Annotated in this window: 21 protein-coding genes; 11 read left to right on the plus strand and 10 right to left on the minus strand. The window is 65.4% G+C overall.

What is annotated here, in order from left to right; genetic code table 11:
* Nucleotides 1-5: 5 nt before the first annotated feature.
* The 4 genes from AC4D2O_RS18175 to AC4D2O_RS18190 all read left to right on the plus strand — a co-directional run bounded on the left by AC4D2O_RS18175 (nucleotide 6) and on the right by AC4D2O_RS18190 (nucleotide 3,728).
* Nucleotides 6-935, plus strand: coding sequence for an ABC transporter ATP-binding protein (locus AC4D2O_RS18175; RefSeq protein WP_490908787.1), 930 nt, complete (start codon nucleotides 6-8; stop codon nucleotides 933-935).
* On the plus strand, nucleotides 932-1,774 hold the full coding sequence (locus AC4D2O_RS18180) for an ABC transporter permease (protein ID WP_490908789.1): 843 nt from the start codon (nucleotides 932-934) through the stop codon (nucleotides 1,772-1,774). The genes AC4D2O_RS18175 and AC4D2O_RS18180 overlap by 4 nt, the downstream gene beginning before the upstream one ends.
* 137 nt (nucleotides 1,775-1,911) lie before the next feature.
* Nucleotides 1,912-3,054, plus strand: a complete 1,143-nt coding sequence (locus tag AC4D2O_RS18185; RefSeq protein WP_490908790.1) for a sensor histidine kinase — start codon at nucleotides 1,912-1,914, stop codon at nucleotides 3,052-3,054.
* A complete protein-coding gene (locus AC4D2O_RS18190; RefSeq protein WP_490908791.1) occupies nucleotides 3,051-3,728 on the plus strand; it encodes a response regulator in 678 nt (225 codons plus the stop codon). The genes AC4D2O_RS18185 and AC4D2O_RS18190 overlap by 4 nt, the downstream gene beginning before the upstream one ends.
* A 63-nt stretch (nucleotides 3,729-3,791) precedes the next feature.
* Here AC4D2O_RS18190 and AC4D2O_RS18195 read toward each other — a convergent pair whose 3' ends face one another.
* The 3 genes from AC4D2O_RS18195 to AC4D2O_RS18205 form a co-directional block, all read right to left on the minus strand.
* Nucleotides 3,792-4,043 (minus strand): helix-turn-helix transcriptional regulator, encoded by a 252-nt coding sequence (locus tag AC4D2O_RS18195; RefSeq protein WP_490908792.1) that lies wholly within the window; start codon nucleotides 4,041-4,043, stop codon nucleotides 3,792-3,794.
* 1 nt (nucleotide 4,044) lies between these two features.
* Nucleotides 4,045-4,512 carry a hypothetical protein gene (locus tag AC4D2O_RS18200; RefSeq protein WP_490908793.1) on the minus strand — a complete coding sequence of 156 codons (468 nt, stop codon included), beginning with the start codon at nucleotides 4,510-4,512 and terminating at the stop codon, nucleotides 4,045-4,047.
* A gap of 64 nt (nucleotides 4,513-4,576) precedes the next feature.
* Nucleotides 4,577-5,101 (minus strand): hypothetical protein, encoded by a 525-nt coding sequence (locus AC4D2O_RS18205; protein ID WP_490908794.1) that lies wholly within the window; start codon nucleotides 5,099-5,101, stop codon nucleotides 4,577-4,579.
* A 203-nt stretch (nucleotides 5,102-5,304) separates the two neighbouring features.
* Between AC4D2O_RS18205 and AC4D2O_RS18210 the strand changes: the two genes are divergently transcribed.
* Entirely contained in the window at nucleotides 5,305-5,757 is a 453-nt protein-coding gene (locus tag AC4D2O_RS18210; RefSeq protein WP_490908795.1) for a DUF7793 family protein, read from the plus strand.
* 88 nt (nucleotides 5,758-5,845) lie between these two features.
* On the opposite strand, the gene AC4D2O_RS18215 is transcribed toward AC4D2O_RS18210, so the two are convergent.
* On the minus strand, nucleotides 5,846-6,442 hold the full coding sequence (locus AC4D2O_RS18215; RefSeq protein WP_490908796.1) for a TetR/AcrR family transcriptional regulator: 597 nt from the start codon (nucleotides 6,440-6,442) through the stop codon (nucleotides 5,846-5,848).
* Between the two features lie 64 nt (nucleotides 6,443-6,506).
* On the opposite strand from AC4D2O_RS18215, the gene AC4D2O_RS18220 reads away from it, so the two are divergent.
* Nucleotides 6,507-7,064, plus strand: coding sequence for a hypothetical protein (locus tag AC4D2O_RS18220; protein WP_490908797.1), 558 nt, complete (start codon nucleotides 6,507-6,509; stop codon nucleotides 7,062-7,064).
* 66 nt (nucleotides 7,065-7,130) lie between these two features.
* On the opposite strand, the gene AC4D2O_RS18225 is transcribed toward AC4D2O_RS18220, so the two are convergent.
* The 5 genes from AC4D2O_RS18225 to AC4D2O_RS18245 form a co-directional block, all read right to left on the minus strand.
* The gene (locus AC4D2O_RS18225; RefSeq protein WP_490908798.1) at nucleotides 7,131-7,433 is read right to left on the minus strand and encodes a transcriptional regulator; all 303 of its coding nucleotides are present in this window, start codon (nucleotides 7,431-7,433) and stop codon (nucleotides 7,131-7,133) included.
* On the minus strand, nucleotides 7,426-7,893 hold the full coding sequence (locus tag AC4D2O_RS18230; protein ID WP_490908799.1) for a hypothetical protein: 468 nt from the start codon (nucleotides 7,891-7,893) through the stop codon (nucleotides 7,426-7,428). The genes AC4D2O_RS18225 and AC4D2O_RS18230 overlap by 8 nt, the downstream gene beginning before the upstream one ends.
* A gap of 320 nt (nucleotides 7,894-8,213) precedes the next feature.
* Entirely contained in the window at nucleotides 8,214-10,001 is a 1,788-nt protein-coding gene (locus AC4D2O_RS18235; RefSeq protein WP_490908800.1) for a BCCT family transporter, read from the minus strand.
* A gap of 318 nt (nucleotides 10,002-10,319) precedes the next feature.
* Nucleotides 10,320-11,519 (minus strand): AI-2E family transporter, encoded by a 1,200-nt coding sequence (locus tag AC4D2O_RS18240; protein ID WP_490908801.1) that lies wholly within the window; start codon nucleotides 11,517-11,519, stop codon nucleotides 10,320-10,322.
* Nucleotides 11,516-12,517: a DUF368 domain-containing protein gene (locus AC4D2O_RS18245; RefSeq protein ID WP_490908802.1), complete on the minus strand. Its 1,002-nt coding sequence runs from the start codon at nucleotides 12,515-12,517 to the stop codon at nucleotides 11,516-11,518. The genes AC4D2O_RS18240 and AC4D2O_RS18245 overlap by 4 nt, the downstream gene beginning before the upstream one ends.
* 203 nt (nucleotides 12,518-12,720) lie before the next feature.
* Between AC4D2O_RS18245 and AC4D2O_RS18250 the strand changes: the two genes are divergently transcribed.
* Together AC4D2O_RS18250 and AC4D2O_RS18255 are read left to right on the plus strand one after the other, a co-directional pair.
* On the plus strand, nucleotides 12,721-14,256 hold the full coding sequence (locus tag AC4D2O_RS18250; protein WP_490908803.1) for an LCP family protein: 1,536 nt from the start codon (nucleotides 12,721-12,723) through the stop codon (nucleotides 14,254-14,256).
* 123 nt (nucleotides 14,257-14,379) lie between these two features.
* Nucleotides 14,380-14,544 carry a hypothetical protein gene (locus tag AC4D2O_RS18255; RefSeq protein WP_490908804.1) on the plus strand — a complete coding sequence of 55 codons (165 nt, stop codon included), beginning with the start codon at nucleotides 14,380-14,382 and terminating at the stop codon, nucleotides 14,542-14,544.
* A gap of 206 nt (nucleotides 14,545-14,750) precedes the next feature.
* Here AC4D2O_RS18255 and AC4D2O_RS18260 read toward each other — a convergent pair whose 3' ends face one another.
* A complete protein-coding gene (locus AC4D2O_RS18260) occupies nucleotides 14,751-14,927 on the minus strand; it encodes a CsbD family protein (RefSeq protein ID WP_490908805.1) in 177 nt (58 codons plus the stop codon).
* A 341-nt stretch (nucleotides 14,928-15,268) separates the two neighbouring features.
* Between AC4D2O_RS18260 and AC4D2O_RS18265 the strand changes: the two genes are divergently transcribed.
* From AC4D2O_RS18265 to AC4D2O_RS18275, 3 genes are all read left to right on the plus strand, one after another.
* Nucleotides 15,269-16,675, plus strand: a complete 1,407-nt coding sequence (locus tag AC4D2O_RS18265; RefSeq protein WP_490908806.1) for a hemolysin family protein — start codon at nucleotides 15,269-15,271, stop codon at nucleotides 16,673-16,675.
* Nucleotides 16,672-17,712 carry a hemolysin family protein gene (locus AC4D2O_RS18270; RefSeq protein ID WP_490908807.1) on the plus strand — a complete coding sequence of 347 codons (1,041 nt, stop codon included), beginning with the start codon at nucleotides 16,672-16,674 and terminating at the stop codon, nucleotides 17,710-17,712. The genes AC4D2O_RS18265 and AC4D2O_RS18270 overlap by 4 nt, the downstream gene beginning before the upstream one ends.
* A gap of 207 nt (nucleotides 17,713-17,919) precedes the next feature.
* A complete protein-coding gene (locus AC4D2O_RS18275; RefSeq protein WP_490908808.1) occupies nucleotides 17,920-18,864 on the plus strand; it encodes an SMP-30/gluconolactonase/LRE family protein in 945 nt (314 codons plus the stop codon).
* Nucleotides 18,865-19,095: the final 231 nt, after the last annotated feature.

A 19,095-nucleotide genomic window follows, 5' to 3' on the forward strand; every position in this document is an offset into this window, starting at 1 on the left:
AGAACATGATTGCGGCAGAAGCGCTCGTGAAGCGTTACGGGACCAAGGTTGCGGTCGATGCGGTCGACTTCACGGTCGAACCCGGGCAGGTCACGGGCTTTCTGGGGCCGAACGGGGCGGGGAAATCCACGACGATGAGGATGATCGTCGGCCTGGATCGACCGAGCGCGGGCCGGGTGACGGTGAACGGGCGCCTGTACCACGAGCATCGGGCACCGTTACGGGAGGTCGGTGTGCTGCTGGATGCGAAGGCCGTCAACGGCGGCCGCTCGGCGTACAGACACCTCCTCGCGATCGCGGCCACGCACAGGATCGGAGCTCCTCGCGTGCGCGAGGTCATCGGCCTGGCAGGACTCGATTCGGTCGCAGGCAAGCGTGTCGGCGGATTCTCCCTCGGGATGAGTCAACGACTGGGTATAGCTACTGCCCTGCTCGGCGATCCGGCAACAATCATCCTCGACGAGCCCGTGAACGGCTTGGACCCGGAGGGCGTCCGGTGGGTGAGGACATTGATGCGGGATCTGGCGGCCGAGGGCCGAACGGTGTTGCTGTCATCGCACCTCATGAGCGAGATGGCTCAGACCGCCGACCGGCTCATCGTGATCGGGCGAGGCAGGATCCTGGCGGATGACTCCATCGGCAGCGTCATTTCCGGGGCGACTCGTTCCGTGACTCGAGTGCGCACTCCTGACCCGGATCGTCTGATGACGACGATCACCGGGCCTGACATCACCTTCTCGGTTCTGACCGATGGTGCCATCGAGATCACTGGGCTGACCGCTGAGCAGGCGGCTATTGCTGCATCAGCGGGCGGGGTCGTCCTCTACGAAGTCACCCCGATATCGGGTTCGCTGGAAGACGCCTACATCGCCCTCACCGCGGAAGACGTCGAATACCGATCATCGACCACCCCAGGGACAGGAACACACGAATGAACGTGCTCGAAGCCCGACGCGCGACCGCTCCCGCGAAGAACACTCCGAGGTTCGTCGACGTCCTCCTGTCCGAGTCCATCAAGCTCACGAGTCTTCGATCGACGGTCAGCCTCCTGGTGGCCATCGTCGTCCCCGGGGTCGCGATCAGTGCGGTCCTGGGTGTCACCGCGGAAAGCGCCGGGGTGCCGAGCGAGCCCTCGGTGGGCTTCATGCTGGATCAGGTCACCATCGGAACCGTGTTGTTCGGGCAGCTCCTGGCAGGGGTTCTCGGGGTCCTGATCATCAGCGGTGAGTACTCGAGCGGGACGATTCAATCGACGCTCCTCGCAGTCCCGGGCAGAGGCACCGTCCTCGCCGCCAAAGCGGTCGTACTGTTCCTCATCGTGACCGCCGCAGCTCTGGTTGCGATGTGCGGCTCATGGGCCGTGACCTATCCGATGTTCACCGCCCTCGGGATCGAGGTGGGTCTGACGTCCGCCGGGGTGATGTCCGCGCTCATCGGCGGGTCGGTCTATATCGGCCTCTCGGCCGTTCTCGGTCTGGGCATCGGCGCCCTGTTGCGTTCTGTCGCTGCTGGGGTAGCAACCGTCATCTCGATAATCTTGCTGCTACCGATCGTGTTGTCCGTCCTTCCTGCTTCGTCGCTGGTCAGGAACTTCCACCTCCTGTCGATGTCGAAGGCCGGCGATGCAATGTCCAACGCCCCGGATGACGGAGGGATTTTCATGGATCTGGCAGACGGATACGTCAGCGCGGGTGCAGGCTGGCTCGTCGCAGCCACCTGGGCGGGTCTTTTCCTTCTCATGGGCTTCATCCAGCTACGTCGTAAGGACGCCTGATCTTCGCGCAGGACGGATCGCGCGGCGCCCTGACTGTGGCGTCGCGCGATCGGAGCACCACCCTTCGGACTCGTCCTGGTCGTGCGCAGATCACGGACATCCTCATCCTGACGTTCTACGCCGGCCTGGCCATCGGCATGGCGCTCCTGTCCTCCGAGCCACCACACATCACGCCTCTGTGGTCGATGGTCGTACTGGGCGTCGGCGGTCTCATGGTCCTCCTGACCCGTCGTGGCAATCCGGGCCTGACCTTCACCGCCGCGATGGTGCTGTCGGTGCTCTCCCTGGCCGGCGGTTCGGGTGCTGAGTTCCTACTCGCCGTGATGGCGGTATACGCCGCCGGGGTGCACCGAACAGGAAGGGTCGGCTGGACCTATCTCGGTGTTGCCATGGTTTGCGGTGCGATAGGGGCGGTGGCCTTGTCCGTTCGGGGGATCATCGGGCCGCCCGTTCTGGGGTTGGCCCCGCGAGTCCTGACCAGGGATCCGCTGCTGGACTGGGCGAACGCCTATCTGATCATCGCCGCGGCGCTGCTGATCGCGGCACTGCTCGGAATGAACGTGGGACACCGGCGACGCCATGTCGGCGAGCTCCTCGACCGAGCGGACAGACTGGCGCGCGAGCGGGATCAACAAGGAGAGATCGCCAGAGCCCTCGAGCGCGAACGCATTGCGCGCGAGATGCACGACGTCATCGCGCACAGCCTCTCAGTCATCATCGCCGTCTCCGACGGTGCACACGCTGTCGCAGACGAACGCCCCGCTGAAGCGAAAGCAGCAATCGGCCGGGTTGCCGAGACCGGCCGCCGAACCCTGGTGGAAGTGCGCCGCCTCCTCGGGGGTGTTCGAGGCGACGAGCAGACTTCGGAGCAGGATCACACACCGCAACCGACTGCGTCCAACCTCACCGCGCTCGCAGCCGAGTTCGCATCGGCCGGACTGCCCGTACGACTCAGCGTGACAGGGGTGCCCTCCACCGATCCCGGTCTTGGCCTCACCGTTTATCGGATCGTGCAGGAATCACTGACGAACGTCCTCCGCCACGCCCGCGGGGTTGAAGACGTCACGGTGACGGTCATGTGGGCTACGGACGCAGTGACCATCCTCGTCCGGGACGCCGGACCGCCCGCGCCCGCACCGACGCCCTCACCTACAGGCCGCGGCCTTCTCGGCATCCGGGAAAGAGCGACACTCTACGCTGGGACGGTGGAGGCCGGACCTCACGAAGATGGCGGGTGGCGCGTCTTCGTACGACTACGACGCGAGGAACCGCAACCATGAGCGACGACATACGGGTGCTGCTCGTCGACGACCAGGAACTCGTCCGCTACGGCTTCAGATTGATGCTGGACGTCAATCCCGGAATGGTCGTCGTGGGTGAAGCGTCCGACGGCGCACAAGCGGTCAGCGCTGTCGGCCGGCTCCAGCCCGACGTCGTACTCATGGATATCCGCATGCCGGGAATCGGCGGCATCGAAGCAACCGAACGCATCACCCGTCTCCATCCGGACACCCGCGTCCTTGTCGTCACCACCTACGACATCGACGAATACGCTTTCGGTGCGCTCGAGGCCGGCGCGGCCGGCTTCCTGCTGAAGGACACCCGCCCTGACGATCTCGTAGCCGCGATACGCGCCATTCATTCCGGAGACGCTGCCGTGTCCCCACGCATCACCGCGAAACTCATCCAGATCGCCGCGCCGCACCTCCTTGCGCGTCGGACCACCAAGGCAGACGACGACGCACTGTCCGAGCTCACTGCACGGGAACGCGAGATCTTCGTCCTCATCGGTCAAGGCGAGACCAACAGCGAAATCGCAGCGACCCTGTACCTCAGCGAGTCGACCGTCAAGGCAAACGTCGGGCGGGTGCTCTCCAAACTCGGCCTCCGCAACCGGGTCGAAGCGGTCATCCGCGCCTACGAAACCGGTGTGGTCGGCCAGCAACCCGCGTAACACGACCCCCTGCCTCCCGTCACCGACCGGACCGTCAATTCGCACCAGCCACGGCGATGGTGCTCATGCCTGGGACTCCACGGAGGTGGCGGATGCGTCTGCGGCCGCTCCCACGGAGGATGCGTCGTCGGGAAAGAAGAGCTCTTCGATGGACGTCCCGAAGATCGCCGCCAGCCGGAAGGCCAGCGGCAATGACGGATCGAAGCGCCCGCGCTCGATGGAGATGATCGTCTGACGGGAGACGCCGAGCTCGTCGGCAAGCTTCTGCTGGGACCACTGAAGCCGCGTGCGGGATTCGTTCACCAGGTTCCGCACGTCAGCCTCGGTATCGCTGGAGCAGGTAACGTACCGCGACCGAGACGAAGGCCAGAGCGACGACGGCGGCCAGCAGGAGACTGGGGTCCAGGACGAATTTCTCCGGGATGAAGGACAGGACGGTCGCGGTGACTCCGGCGACAAGGACGATATCCGTCAAGGCCCCGGCAGCTGCCTTCTCGTACCAGCCCGCCTCCACGGACTCCTCCGGTCGCTCGGCAGCGCCCGTCATGGTCGACCGGTCGACCACGAGGAGGTAGACCAGCATCGTCGACGGGGGTGCGAGGCAGACAGCGAATACTGCTCCTACAAGCACGGGGTCGGATCCACCGACACCGAGCATGGCAGCCAGAACACCGAGCAGGGCGCCGATCACGATCCCGCACGGGAGAGCGATCGCCATGGCCGGGTACCGCCGTGCTCCGAAGGTCGTGCGACCCCACTTCGTGCGTACGCCCTGATCCGTCATCGCTGCCCCCTCGTATGTACATGTCGCTTTACACTGTCCAGTCTGCTTTACATGCTGTTGGCAGTCAACAGGTGCGGTAGCTGTCTGCCGCAGGGGAGTGGTCAGCCCGGCCAGAGGTGCGCATGGAGGGCGCGAACCAAGGAAGCCAGGCGGTCGTGGTGGTGGTCCGGCCGGCGATCTCGTTCGGTCCTGGCTCGAGGGCCGGAGTCGGGTTGGTGCCCTCGGTCGGGGTGGCGAGGGGGCGTCCGCCGGTGATGAGGGCTGCGAGGACACCGTAGAGGAGGCTGAGGGCGGCGGTGACGCCCATCATGGGCCGCATATCGGGGGCAAGCAGTGGGTCCGTGAGTCCGACCTGGCCGTCGAGCATGACGGGGAGCGACGCGGTGGTGAAGACGGAAGTGGCCGAGACGGCCGCAATGGAAAGCCGGCGCCCCCATCCGGTGAGTCTGCCGGACCGCTTCAGCTCAGGGTGGGCGCGAGGGCGCCGAGGAGCACCCCGGTGGCGCAGGTCCTGATAGGCGTGCAGAACTGTGTGCAGACTTACGCCCAGCGACACGCCGAGTGCTTTGGCCGCCGGCAGCTCGGACAAGCGGCATCACAGGCTGTCGGGAGGACGCCGGCTGCTGGTTCTCACCCTGGTTCCCCGGTGGTCGAAGATGGCGGGGACCAGGGCTGGTCGGTAGAATCAGGGACTGGTTCTTTCCGACTGGTCTCACAATGCTGGTGCGTTGAGTTGGTGTACCGACGCTGCCTCGGTAGTGCTGCGCCCCCTGTCGACCGAGGAAGAGCCCTGTGATCAACGCCTACACCTTCGATGACCGCTTCGACGTCGTCCGTTTCGAGCGGTGCGCCGTCTCTGTGCGTGCCAAGGCGGATGTCTCCATCTCGAAAGCGGACGCGCTCATGATCCTGAGGCGCAGCTTCGAGCTGACGGACAATCGACAGTACGTCGTCCTGCTCGTGGTCGACCACATCATGAACATCAGCGCCGACGCCCGCCAGGTGCTGTCCTCGTCGCGGAACATCCTCGCCGCGGCGATGCTCGGTCAGGGGGCGATGGACGAGGTGCTCGCAGCCCCCTATCTGCGTGCCGTGTATCCGGGTGAGTACTTCACGGAGGAAACCCTGGCGCTGCAGTGGTTGAGCATGATGCACGATCTCGTGTGCGCGGATCCTGTTCCGCACGCCCTCAGTCTCACCGTCGACCTCGACCCATTCCGCCCGAGGAAGCCGCGAGCAGCCTGAATCGGCCGCACCTCTGCTGATCGCGCGGTGCGCAGGCAATACGGTGCGCGGTAAGTGCAGTGCTTTCTCCTGGAAGTCACGATGTGATTCATGCAGCGACCATGGCGAGGGAGTCGAGATGGCGGCCGAGTTCCTTCGACGCCCAGCCCGTGTCTTCGTTCCTGCGTTGCCGGATGAGGTGAAGAGCGAGCCCGTCGATCACGGCGTGGGTGCGCGCTGCCTCGGCCACCGGGTCAAGCCCGCTGTATCTGGAATCCGCCGTGAGCAGTTCGAGAAATCTCAAGCACCCTCCCCGTAGGTCCTGATGCGCCCGATCGTATGCGGGCTGGAGCACGGGATCAGTGAAGGCAAGAACCCCTACCGAGAGGAAGACTTCCATCTCCACGCGTCGCTCGGCGTCGAGCGGTAGGAGTTGGGAGAAGTAGTCCTCCACCGTCTGCCGCATGGATGAAGCACGTTCGATCGCGGCGATGCGATCCAGAACCCTCTGACGGACGAGGTCCAGCACGTAGACGCGCAGGGATTCCTGCGTCGGGAACAGGTAGCGCAATGATCCGGCCGCTATGCCGGCCTCCCCTGCGACATTGCGGACGGAGAGCTTGGTGATCCCGTCACGCACGACGACCCGCCAGGCGGCCTCTCCGACCAGCCGTTCCCGTGCTGGTTTGTCGATCAACTTGGGCATGACCCCCATTTTGGCACGACCGTGTGATAACTTCGTGGCACGGTCGTACCAAAAAGGGGGAATCGTGATCCTGGGTGTCATCATCGCGTGCGAGGTCGGCTTCTGGGTCGCCGTACTTTCCGGTCTGGCAGTCCGATACATCCTCGGCGCCGGACGGCTCGGAGCTGTCCTGCTCCTCTGCGCTCCACTGATCGATGTGGTGCTTCTGGTGGCAGTCACCGTCCACCTGTCGACGGGTGCTACGGCTTCCTGGCATCATGGCCTAGCCGCGCTCTACGTCGGGTTCTCCGTGACGTACGGCCACCGGATGGTTGCGTGGGCTGATGCGCGATTTGCCCATCGGTTTGCCGGTGGTCCCGCACCGTCGAGGATCACCGGGGCGCAGTACACACAGCGGTGCTGGGCTGACTTCCTGCGAACGCTCGGGGCTGCTCTGATCGCCGGAGGCATCCTCGCCGCAATAACCCGGTGGATCGATGACCCGGTTCGCACCGAAGCAATGACCGGGTGGAATGGCATCCTCGGAATCGCTGTCGCCGCCGAGTTCATCTGGGCACTGAGCTACACCCTGTGGCCGCGCAGATCGGCTCCATCCACCCCCATGAGCGTCTCCTCACCCTGATCGCCGGTCACCACGCCTCTTGCGTCGAAGCGCCCACCTGGGGTTGATCCATTGACGAGTGCTGCGTCAGACGGCGCCGGCTATTTCCCGAAGTGCCCGTATGTGCGCATCGAAAGCCGCCCTTCCGGGCCGGGACAGTGACAGCCACATCACCCGACGTGCATCACTTCGATCCACCGACGCCGTTTTGTCGGAAACAACGTATCCCGCCGTGATCAACGTCTTGACGTGCTTGGACAGTGTGGCGTCCGAGACCTCCAGGGCGGTCCGGAGGACCGCGAAGTCGAGTCGGTCGACGGGGCGCAGAAGCCCACAGATCCGCAAGCGCAGCGGCGCGTGAATGACGTCGTCGAAGCGCACCTCATCCACGGCGGAGTCTCTGGGCTGCGGAGCGGTAGGCCACTGAAGCCAGCCACGTCGTGAGGGCGAACGCCATGATGCTGGTGAGGGTGACGGCCCAGTGCAGGCCGAAGGACACCAGGCCGAGAGAGATGCTGAACAGCGCCAGGCAACTGACGACGATACCGATCAGGGCCAATCCGGCCAGCAGCCCCATGCTCCTGAATCGGACGCCGGTTTTTCTCTGGATCAGATAGATGATCACGACCACTATGGCCAGGACCAGCCCACCTGTCGCCGGCGAGTCGTAGTTCTCGCCGGGAGATGTCGCGGCCGCTGCGCCGACCCACCACGCAGCCACTGCTCCGAAACCTGCAAGGAGCAACCAGGGGACCCGGATGCCTGCCGCGAGTCGGTCGCGGTCTGCCGAAAGCCCCTCCAGCGCATGGATGGCTTCATTGCGTGAGGGCCCCTGCGGGTTAGTTTCCATGACGGAAAGACTAATGAATTGTTTCCATCGCGGCAAGACACTTGGCGGCCCTGGCCCGACGTCCACCGACCCGGTCACACCGGCATTGCCATGAGTTGCGGGTTGGCGCCCGTAGGCCGATCCCGCTGCCTGCGGCCGGTCCTTCGGTCGAGACTGGTGGCACGCGCACGACGATGAAGACGAGCTCATTCAGCACCAGACCTAGCCGACCTCTGTGATCGAGTCGGTGGCCTTGCCACATGCACTCGGGCTGCCCGGTTCGTCCCTCGGCCTGTCCTGCCCGCCCAGCAGGCAGAGGGACGAACCGACAATGAACAGGCTCAGGCAGGCGGGACAGGATTCGACCTCGGGGCATCCCGGGTGCTGTCCGCCAGTGCAATCGTGGGCTCCTGCTCCCGGGAGTAGTCCGCGAGGTGTTCCTGGACCTGCCGTTCGACCTGGTCCGACATCGACTCGTTGACCTGGTCGCTGACGCGGTCCGCCATTGCCGCGGCAGCGGCCTTGCGCTGCGCGGCCTGCCAGGCCCGGTGCTCGCCATGGAATGCTCTGGCGGTAGCGACGCACATGAGGAGCATGACGACGCTGAATGGCAGGGCTGTGAGGATGGCCGCGGTCTGGATCGAGCTGAGTCCGGTGTCGCCCACCAACAGCAGGGCGATGGCGACCAGCGCTGCAAGGACCGCCCAGAATACGCGGATCCAGTTCCGCGGGTTCGAGTCACCGCCCGTGGAGATCATGCTCATCACCAGGGCTCCCGAGTCCGCCGAGGTGATGAAGAAGATCGCGATCAGGAGGATGGCGCCGATCAGCAACACCGGACCGCCGGGAAGGCTACCGAGAAGCCCGAACAGCGCGTTCTCGGTGTCCACGGAGCCGTCGTCGGCGATCAGGCCACCCTGCCCGAAGATCTCGCGGTAGATCGCGGACCCTCCCATGACGGAGAACCACAGGAATCCGAGCGTCGTGGGGACGAGGAGGACGCCGGCGACGAACTCCCGTACGGTCCGTCCCTTGGAGATACGGGCGATGAAGATCCCGACGAAAGGCGCCCATGACATCCACCAGCCCCAGTAGAAGGTGGTCCAGGAAGCCTGCCATGCCTCACCTTCCGCGCCGGAGAACGCCAGCGTGTTGAACGTGAGGCCGACGACGTTCTGCAGATAGTGGCCGATCGACTGGACGAACTCTCGCAGGAGGAACAGGGTGGGGCCGGCGAAGAGCACCACGAGCAGCAGCAGCGCTGCGAGCACGAGGTTGATGTTGGAGAGCCACTTCATCCCCTTCCCGACGCCGGACACGACCGACACGATGGTCAGGGTGGTGATGCACAGGATCAGCCCCACCTGCGTCGCCTCGGTGGCCGCGAGGATGTTGGCGCTCTCCAGGCCGGAGGATATCTGGAGGACACCGAGTCCGAGGGATGTCGCGACTCCGAACAGGGTTCCGACAAGGGCGACGACGTCGATCGCGTGGCCCCAACCACCCTTGACGCGATCACCCAGGAGTGGTTCGAGGGTCCAGCGGATCGAGATGGGCCGGCCACGCCGGTGGACGGCATAGGCGATGGAGAGGCCGACGACGACGTAGATGCTCCACGCGTGAAGTCCCCAGTGGAGGAAGGTCTGCGTGATGGCCTGCTGGCCCAACTGGATGTCGGAACCGGTGACCCCAGGACGAGGGCTCGCGAAGTGATTCAGCGGTTCAGCCACCCCCCAGAACACCAGACCGATACCCATGCCTGCCGCGAAGAGGAGCGCGAACCAGGACATGGTGGAGAACTCGGGCTTGTCCTCGTCCTTGCCGAGGCGGATGTCACCGTAACGGCTGAATCCGACCCAGAGGGCGAACACGACGAAGAAGGCCACGAGGGCCACGTAGTACCAGCCGAACGCACCGATGACGTTCTTCTGAATGCCCGCGAAGAGCGAGGAGGCCGTGTCCGGTGCGATGAGGGCGAACGTAACGAAGAGTACGATCAGCGCCGACGCTGGGATGAATACCGGCAGGGCCAGTCGCGCCCGTGATGCGGTGAGGGTTCCCGCTGCCTCGCCCGGGCGCTGGGGCGGGCTGGTGGCGGCTTCATCCCGCGACTTGATGCTCACTGTCATGCTCCTTCTGAGGTGTGTGGGCGACCCGCAGCCATGAATCCTGTGTCAGCCGGGATCGTTTCGGACCGGCATCCAGCGTAGCGATCGTGTCCTCGACCGGAACCGTCCAGAGGGGCGCAGACACCGCTCCGGTCTCTGCCAGGAGTCATCTCCGACCATCAACCACCCCTGTGGATCGTTGTCAGGACGGCGTACACCGGTAGCACGGGCCGTCCCGGGCGAGGGTGGAAGGATGTGAGCCAATCGTTATGTCGGGACCCTGCCGTGCGGACCCGGAGCCTCATGCCCTCTGGGCCGGTGATGTGGATGCCGGGGCGATCATGAATCGGAGGTCGCGGCTTCGGTTTCGGTCCTCATGAGGTCTTCACCCGCGTCCGTGTGGGGTGTCGAGGCGGATTCGAGGACCTGTTCCCGCGCGTACTGAAAGGCGACCATCGCGACGGCTATGACGGGCGTAGCCAGGAATGCTCCGACGATTCCGAAGAGGGATCCGCCGGCGGTCACTCCGGTCAGGACCACAGCGGGGTGCAGTTTGAGGGACTTGCCGACCAGGATCGGCTGCAGCACATTGCTTTCGAGCTGCTGCACCAGCAGCACGATGCCAAGAACGATCAGTGCGGTGACCCAGCCGTCGGAGAGCAGTGCCACGAGTACCGCAAGGAATCCGGTGATCACTGCTCCGATGACGGGAAGGAAGCCGCCGAAGAAGATCAGGACTGCCAGGGGCAGGGCGAGTGGGACGCCGAGAACCGCGAGGCCGACTCCGATGAACAGGGCGTCGACGAGCGCTACGGCCGCCTGCGAGGACACGTAGGCGGACAGTGCCCTCCAGCTTCTGGAGAGGACCTCGGCGGCGTGGACGAACACCGTGCCGGTCGTCCACCGCAGCATCCAACCCGAGAAATGGTCGCCGTCCTTGAGGCAGAAGAACGTCAGGACAAGACTCAGGAGCGTCGTCACCGTAATGGATCCGACCGTGCCGAGGCCGGAGGAAACCTGACTGTAGATCGCGCCTACGTTCTCGCGAAGCCATGCCAGGGCCGAGGTGAGCAGTTCGTCGACGTCAGGGACGGCGAAGGGCAGGGTCTCGGCGAAGTCGCCGAGGTTCCGTATGTTGTCCACGGCCTGTATCGAAAGATCCCGCACGCCGTCGATGGAAAGAACCGCGGCGGTCCACCCGACTCCGAGTGCTGCGGCCAGCAGGGCGATCACCGTGACCGCGGCGGCGGCCGCGGCAGGCAGGACGCGGCGGAGCAGCTTGTTGACGGGCCACAGGATCGAGGAAAGGAGCAGGGCGAGAATCAGTGGGAGGACGACGACCCACAGTGCCGACAGGAGGTAGAACAGGCCCGCGACCGTGATCGCGATGATGAGGATCCGCCCGAGGACCGCTGTCGTCGTCGTCAGTGCCGCCAGCACCGCGCCGCTGCGGATTCGCTGCATCATGGCGCGCGACGTCGTGGCTCCCGGACGATGTTCCCCGCGGTCCTTCTCCTCGGGCTCGGGCTGCACGGTCATGCCTGTCCTCCGGACACCGGGCCGGCGTTCCTGGGGCGGTCCCGCCACCACAGGGCGAGCACCACCAGTGCGCCTGCCAGGAAGGTGAGCGCAGGACCTACCCAATCTCCTGCAGCCGGTGCCAGGAGGGTGCTTCCGTCCTGCCACGGCCAGAGGGCCCGGAGCGAACCGAGGATGAGACCGGTAGCGACCAGAAGAACCGCGCGTCGGTGAACACGCAGGAGGAACGTGAGCAGTTGCACCACCGAGACGAGTCCGAGGAGTGCGCCGGTGACGAAGAGAGCCAGGTAGCCTCCCTCGCGTGCGCTGACTGCGGCCAGGGTCGGTTCGTACATTCCGAAGGTGAGCAGGACGAAGGATCCGGAGAGCCCGGGAAGCGCCAGTGCGCAGACTGCGGCGGCCCCGCTGAGGACGATGACCCAGCCGGATGGCTCTTCCACCGCGAGGGTGGGCAGACCCAGGAGCAGGAAAACGCCCACCGCGACGACGAGGACGACAGCCGGACCGGAGAACAAGCCGGAGAACGGTGTCACTGGCTTGTGGTGAGGACGGAAAGGGCCGGAGGCGCGGATCATGCTGATCGGGACCAGCAGGCTCGCGGAGACCATGCCGAGGAACAATGCCTTTGAGATGACAGGTTCCGTCTCGACGAAGGAATGCAGGGGACCGGACAGAGCGAACAGCGCCAGGAACATGCCGACGGCCAGCGGCAGGATCAGCGGCCACTCCACGCCGGCGAAAACACCGGCGGACCGAGATGCGGCCGCTGACCGACCACGGCGGCCGCCCATCCGCGTGAGGGTGAGAACGGCGCCCCGGATGAGATTGTGCGCCGAGACGACAAGGCGGTCATAGATCCCCAGGACGAGCGCGACCGTGCCACCGGAGACGCCGGGCACCAGCTCGACCAGGCCTATCAGGGCGCCTCGTGCGGCGTGCCCGGCAGTCGATGCCAGTCGGTTCTTCGGGCTGTGCGCGGTCGACGAGGAAGGAGTCACTGTTTCTACGGTACGCACCCGGTCCGTTCGGCGTCGAACCCGGCATCGAGGATGACCGACCCGTGACGGAATCGATGAGGAAGCGTGACCCGGATACGGTCTCCCGGTCGACGTCCATACCCGACTGCTATCGTGGCAGCCCGTATCGCCCGGTCTGCACGGTCCTGCCTGCGCGGACGGACCCCGACTCGGAGGAAACACGCTTGACCAGCGAACCAGATCACGCTTCAGGCCCGGCCACTGACCGGCGCCTGGCCTACCCCGAGCAGGGCCGCCTCGTAGCGGCGACCTCGGCCCCCTTGCAACCTCCACGCCCGCGTTGGCTTCGCCTCGTCTCCCTCATCGCCATCAGCGCAGTGACTGCCGTCGTCGTGTTCGCCGGGTACTGGACCGTTCGGCTGGTCACGAACGTCGACTCGTTCGATCTCAATGCCGGTGGTGGTCGCACCGAGGGTGTGGCGGACGACCGGACGGACCGGTTGCAGATTCTGGTCCTGGGGTCGGACACCAGAAGTGGTCCCAACGCGGAGTATGGCTCCGAGGAGGATGCGGAAGGGTACGGACAGTCGGATGTCATGATGCTGCTCGACCTCGCGGAGGACAACTCGGTTGTCAACGTCCTGAGCTTCCCGCGAGACCTTCTGGTCGATATCCCCTCCTGCGTCGATGGGCGGACCGGTCGACAGTTCGAGGAGCGGCCGGGCTCCATGATCAACAGCGCGATGCGCGACGCGGGCCCGGGGTGCGCGGTCGACACGGTCAATGAACTGACCGGGCTGGAGATCGACCACTTCATGCTGGCGGACTTCCACGCTGTGACCGAGCTCTCCAATGCCGTGGGCGGGGTGGACGTCTGCGTCACCGAGGCCATCGATGAACCCAAATCAGGTCTCAAACTACCCGCGGGTACCTCCAGCGTGCAGGGGGAGCAAGCCCTGGCTTTCCTCCGTGCGCGGGCTGCTTTCGGCGACGGAGGTGACCTCGGCAGGATTCAGGCCCAGCAGGCTTTCCTCGGATCGCTGACCCGCAAGATGAAAGATGAGGGAACACTACGGAACCCTCAGCGCATCCTCGCGATCGCGGACGCACTGACCAGCAACCTCTCGGTCGATAGCGGGCTCGCCTCCATCCCCGCCATGGTGACCATCGCCGATCGGATGAAGGACATCGATCCGGGAAAGGTCAACTTCATCGCAGTGCCCACAGTCCCCGCAGCCGATCCCAACCGCCTCGCCCTCGACGCGCCGATCGCCGCCGGACTCTTCACCGCGCTGCGCGCCGATGCTGACCTGACCGTGGCCGCGGCCGGCACCACCGACGATGAGGGCGCCGGAAAACCATCCGCCGGGGACGCGCCCGGTCAGGGCGAGGGGCCGGCGCCGGGTCTGGTGCCCGTGACCGTCGCGGACGGTAGCGGCGGCACGGCCACTGGTGCGACATTGTGGCCCCAGCTCCAGGCCGCCGGGTTCACCCAGGTGCAGGACATCCCGGCGCCCCCCACGCCGCTGACCGGGGTCTACTACAGCGAGGGCTATGCTGACGCCGCGAACACCCTCGCCGCAGCACTCGGTATCCCCGCGCACGTCGTTTCACCGGATGAATCCGTGAACGGCATCCAGGTCTACCTCGGGAACGACGCCCGGGATGGCATCGACAAGCTCAAAGCCCCTGACGTCACGGGCACGATCAACCAGACGGCCGACCAGGTGTCCTGCCAGGACACCAATCCGTTCGGCTAGGACCCCCGCACTCCATCACGCACAGCAACCGTCGGGGCATCAGAACTGTCTCGGCTCGAAGCGGACAGGGCGCCGGCTCCGACCGATTCGGGGTTGAGCCAGGCGGCCCGACATACTGGAACCATGAAATCCCTACTGATCGTTCTCGCGCTCGTCGCCCTCGTCCTGCTCATTCTCGGCGTAGCCGTCGAGACCCTGAAGTTCCTGCTCTACGTAGGGCTGGTCGTTCTCGTCGCATCCGTGGCCCTCTTCCTGGTGCAGCGCGTCCGATCCGGGGCACGCCGCTAGGCATCCGTCCGGAACCTGAGACCCGCTGAGCCTTGCCGCTCTCGCTGGGCCCCAGGCCCGCGGAACACCCGCACTGATACACCGCGCGTATGCCGCTGACGACACCGGGCCGAGGGATCGGGCGGGCAGAACAAAGGGAGCGCACCTGGTCGGTACGCTCCCTTTCGTCCTCACCGCCTCACGGCGGTTAGCGCTGCCTGGTGCGGTCAGTCTTTCTTGAAGACGTCCTTGACCTTCTCGCCGGCCTGCTTGAGGTCGCCCTTTGCCTGGTCGCCCTGTCCTTCGGCCCTGAGGTTCTCATCGCCGGTGGCGTTGCCGGCGGCTTCCTTGCCCTGTCCGCCGAGCTTCTGGGCGGCGTTGCTGATCTTGTCGTCGAGTCCCATGATGTTCTCCCTACGGTTGACTTCAGTGGTCGACCGGCCAATAGGCCGACTATCCCACTCTAGGCACACCCGGCTCGGAAAAGCGGACCACAGCTCACAGGCTGCGGCCCCGCTCCAGGCCTTGGTCCTTGATCTTGAGCTATCGGCTTAAGACCGCCAACACCCAGGTCAGTGCAGGGCAGGGATGGTAGGGCGTCCCCTGGATCGTCCTTTTCCCATCCACTTCCCGTCCAGTGTTGGTATCGTTTTATGCATCATGGATGACCCTCCTTCACATAGACCCGTGCCCCTCACCTGCCTGACCGCCGGACTGCCGGCCGATCGAGGATGGGGGGCGCACCATGTATGAGTTGGCCATGATCGGCGTCGGCCTGATCCTCACTGTCGGCACCGGCATGTTCGTGGCCTCCGAATTCGCCCTCGTGAACCTCGACCGAGGCGATCTGGAAGCCCGCGACGCCCGCGGCGAAAAGGGCCTGAAGCCTACTATCAAGGCGTTGAAGATCACCTCGACGCACCTCTCGAGCGCCCAGCTCGGCATCACCCTGACCACACTGCTCACCGGGTACACGTTCGAGCCCGCCATCAGTTCGCTGCTCCGCGGACCACTGCTCGGTGCGGGCGTCCCCGAAGCGATCGTGCCCGGCATCGGCGCGGTCGTGGGGATCTTCCTGGCCACCGTGTTCTCCATGGTCATCGGTGAGCTAGTGCCGAAGAACTTCGCCCTGGCCCTGCCGCGGCAGACGGCGAAGTTCGTCGTCCCGTTCCAGGCCCTGTTCACCACGGTCCTGAAACCCGTGATCCTGCTGTTCAACAACACTGCGAACAAGATCATCCGCTCCTTCGGTATCGAACCGAAGGAAGAACTCTCCGGGGCACGCAGTGCCGAGGAACTCTCGTCCCTGGTGCGCCGCTCAGCCCTCGAGGGGTCCCTGGATCAGGACCACGCCGAACTCCTGCACCGCACCCTGCTGTTCTCGGACCACACGGCCGATGACGTCATGACACCCAGGGTGCGTATGACGTCCGTGCGGTTCTCCGACACTGCCGCTGACATCATCGCGACAGCCGTCAGCACCGGGTACTCCCGCTTTCCTGTCATCGGGCAGGACAATGACGACATCCGCGGCGTCATCCACCTCAAGCAGGCCTTCGCGGTGCCCCTGGACGCACGGCACATCGTGACCGCCGACAAGCTGATGGTCGAGCCCCTGCGGGTGCCGGAGTCCATGAGCGTCGACACACTCCTCGGTCTCCTTCGCGGACAGGGCTTGCAGGTCGCGATCGTCACCGACGAACACGGTGGCACCGCGGGCATCGTGACCCTCGAGGACCTCATCGAGGAGATTGTCGGTGAGCTGGAGGACGAACACGACCGCGCGCACGTGGGCGTGATCCGCACCGGTAAATCCGTCACGTTCGACGCGTCACTGCGCCCGGACGAGCTGAAGGAACGCACCGGTATCGACGTGCCCGAGGGCGAGGACTACGACACCATCGCCGGGTACATGACCGACGTCCTGGACCGCATGCCCGAACTCGGTGACGAGGTCGACCTCGACGGCGAGACGCTGGACGGTGCGAACCTCGACCGCGGGACCCTGCGGGTCGAGCGCGTCGTCGGATCACACGTGGAACGCATCCGCTTCACCCCGGCCGAGCAGGCCCAATCCTCGAACACCCCGAATGGCCCGAAGAACGGCCACGACCAAGTCGTCGACCGTATCGTGAAGGACGCCGCCCGATGAGTGAGTACCTGCCCGGCATCATCTGGCTGTTCATCCTGCTGGCCGCCAACGCCTTCTTCGTCGGCGCGGAATTCGCCGTCATCTCCGCCCGCCGCTCCCAGATAGAGCCGAAGGCCGACGCGGGCAGCAAAGCCGCGAGAACCACGCTCTGGGCGATGGAACACGCCACGCTGATGCTGGCCACCAGCCAGCTCGGCATCACCGTGTGCTCCCTGGTGATCCTGAACGTCTCCGAACCGGCGATCCACCACCTCCTCGAATACCCGCTGGCACTGACCCCGATCCCACCTGAAGCCATCGGCGTGATCGCGTTCGTCGTGGCCCTGCTCCTGGTCACGTTCCTGCACGTGGTCCTCGGTGAGATGGTCCCGAAGAACATCTCCTTCTCCGTCCCCACCCGGGCAGCCCTGCTCCTCGCACCCCCGCTGGTGTTCGTGTCGAAGGTCGTCAAACCCGTCATCTGGACCCTCAACGGCATCGCCAACGGCATCCTGCGCCTGTTCAAGGTCGAACCGAAGAACGAGGCGACCAGCGCGTTCACCCTCGACGAGGTCGCGACCATCGTGGAGCAGTCCACAAAGGAAGGCCTCCTCGCCGATGGCAGCGGAACCCTGACCAACGCCTTCGAGTTCACCTCGAAGACCGTCGCCGACGTCGAAGTGCCCATCCAGGACATCGTGCACCTGCCCGAAACCGCGAGCCCCGCCGACATCCAGGGAACCGTCGACGCGCACGGGTACTCCCGCTACATCCTCACCGTCTCCGACGAACCGGTCGGTTACGTGCACCTCAAGGACGTCATGGACCTCACCACACCCGAGGCCTTCACTCAACCGATCCCACAAAAACGTATCCGTCGGCTCGCCTCCGCATACCGCAGCAGCGACCTCGAAGACGCCTTGGCAACCATGCGCCGGACCGGCGCACACATCGCCCGAGTCTTCGACGCCGAAGGGAACACCACCGGCATGCTCTTCCTCGAGGACATCCTCGAAGAACTCGTCGGCGAAGTACAGGACGCCACCAGCAGCGTCTAGCACAGCGGCGTCCAGGCAGAACACCGTCGGGCGGCACAGGGACGGCCCCAACCGGTCCTGTGCCGCCCGACGGGTCGGTCGCTCGAACGTCCGATAAAGTCGCCTGTCATGGCAGAACACGGAACCAAGGCTGCATGGCACCATGCCAGGGGGCATCGCTCCCAGTGCGCCAGCGGTCCCATCGGCACCGACATCCCAGGGATACACATGACGTCGACACCTCTACTCGAGCGGGGCGCCGCGCTGCAACGGGTAGCCACCGGTACCCTCTGGGCGGAAGGGCCGGTGTGGCTGCCGGAGCGCCGCGCTGTCCGCTTCAGCGACATCCCCAACAACCGGATCGTCGAGTTCAGCGAGGAGACGGGCGACCTGACGGTCTTCCGGGACGATGCGGAGTTCGCCAACGGCCGCACCCTCGATCTCGAGGGAAACGTGGTGGAGTGCTCACACGGTCGCCGTGCCGTCCAGCGTGATCTCTCGGTACGGCCGGGCGACAGCCCCGCGCCGAGGACGCTGGTCGACCGGTTCGGGAGCGTACGGCTGAATTCCCCCAATGACGTCGTCGTGAAGTCCGACGGGACCATCTGGTTCAGTGACCCGTCCTACGGGATCATGCGGCCCGACGAGGGGCACGCCGGTGAGGAGGAGTACGGGGACCGGTACGTGTTCCGCTTCGACCCGCGCGATGGCTCCGTCGTGCCCGTCGTGATCGACGTCGAAGCTCCCAACGGACTCGCGTTCTCCCCGGACGAAAAGACACTGTACGTCGCGGATTCGTCCGTGTCCCCAGCGAGCGGCGAAGTGGACGCGGACCGGCCGGTAGGGCACGCGATCCACGCCTACGACGTCCATGGGGGCCGGCACGCGAAGAACGGCAGGGCCTTCACCGAGGTCTCGCCCGGGTTGCCGGACGGGATCCGTGTCGACGAGCACGGCAACGTGTGGAGTTCGAGCCTGGATGCCGTCCAGGTCTTCGCGCCTTCCGGGGAGCGGATCCTGCGGATCGCGGTACCGGAGAGGATCGGCAACCTGTGCTTCGGTGGCGACGACGGTCGCACCCTTTACATTGCGGCCAGCTCCAGCCTCTACCGCATCCGCACCACGACCCGGGACGCCGTCCACGTCGCGCGCAAGGCCGCCACCGCCCGATAGTCGTGCCGGTTACCGCCCGGCTCGGTGCCATCACGAGGACTCCAGGGTGACCTTCCGCTGGGGGTGCTCGGTCCCAGTATGGAGACGGGAAGGCGGGGGTGCTGGCGACATGCAGGCTTTCGCCGTTCCGCCATCATCGGACAGGAATGCGGTCCCGGAAACAGTATCAGAGAAAGCGTTTACCGGCCCGTGGCTGCGGACTGGAGGCCATGCAACAATGGCCCTTTCAAG

The sequence above is a fragment of the Arthrobacter sp. TJ-238 genome, assembly GCF_058269215.1.

What these genes read in the sequence shown, in the direction of transcription:
- AC4D2O_RS18255 (WP_490908804.1), top strand. Translation starts at nt 14,380, where the DNA reads ATGAAATCCCTACTGATCGTTCTCGCGCTCGTCGCCCTCGTCCTGCTC.
- AC4D2O_RS18215 (WP_490908796.1), bottom strand. Translation starts at nt 6,442, where the DNA reads ATGCCCAAGTTGATCGACAAACCAGCACGGGAACGGCTGGTCGGAGAG.
- AC4D2O_RS18265 (WP_490908806.1), top strand. Translation starts at nt 15,269, where the DNA reads ATGTATGAGTTGGCCATGATCGGCGTCGGCCTGATCCTCACTGTCGGC.
- AC4D2O_RS18190 (WP_490908791.1), top strand. Translation starts at nt 3,051, where the DNA reads ATGAGCGACGACATACGGGTGCTGCTCGTCGACGACCAGGAACTCGTC.
- AC4D2O_RS18200 (WP_490908793.1), bottom strand. Translation starts at nt 4,512, where the DNA reads ATGACGGATCAGGGCGTACGCACGAAGTGGGGTCGCACGACCTTCGGA.
- AC4D2O_RS18180 (WP_490908789.1), top strand. Translation starts at nt 932, where the DNA reads ATGAACGTGCTCGAAGCCCGACGCGCGACCGCTCCCGCGAAGAACACT.
- AC4D2O_RS18240 (WP_490908801.1), bottom strand. Translation starts at nt 11,519, where the DNA reads ATGACCGTGCAGCCCGAGCCCGAGGAGAAGGACCGCGGGGAACATCGT.
- AC4D2O_RS18230 (WP_490908799.1), bottom strand. Translation starts at nt 7,893, where the DNA reads ATGGAAACTAACCCGCAGGGGCCCTCACGCAATGAAGCCATCCATGCG.
- AC4D2O_RS18185 (WP_490908790.1), top strand. Translation starts at nt 1,912, where the DNA reads ATGGCGCTCCTGTCCTCCGAGCCACCACACATCACGCCTCTGTGGTCG.
- AC4D2O_RS18175 (WP_490908787.1), top strand. Translation starts at nt 6, where the DNA reads ATGATTGCGGCAGAAGCGCTCGTGAAGCGTTACGGGACCAAGGTTGCG.
- AC4D2O_RS18275 (WP_490908808.1), top strand. Translation starts at nt 17,920, where the DNA reads ATGACGTCGACACCTCTACTCGAGCGGGGCGCCGCGCTGCAACGGGTA.
- AC4D2O_RS18270 (WP_490908807.1), top strand. Translation starts at nt 16,672, where the DNA reads ATGAGTGAGTACCTGCCCGGCATCATCTGGCTGTTCATCCTGCTGGCC.
- AC4D2O_RS18260 (WP_490908805.1), bottom strand. Translation starts at nt 14,927, where the DNA reads ATGGGACTCGACGACAAGATCAGCAACGCCGCCCAGAAGCTCGGCGGA.
- AC4D2O_RS18235 (WP_490908800.1), bottom strand. Translation starts at nt 10,001, where the DNA reads ATGACAGTGAGCATCAAGTCGCGGGATGAAGCCGCCACCAGCCCGCCC.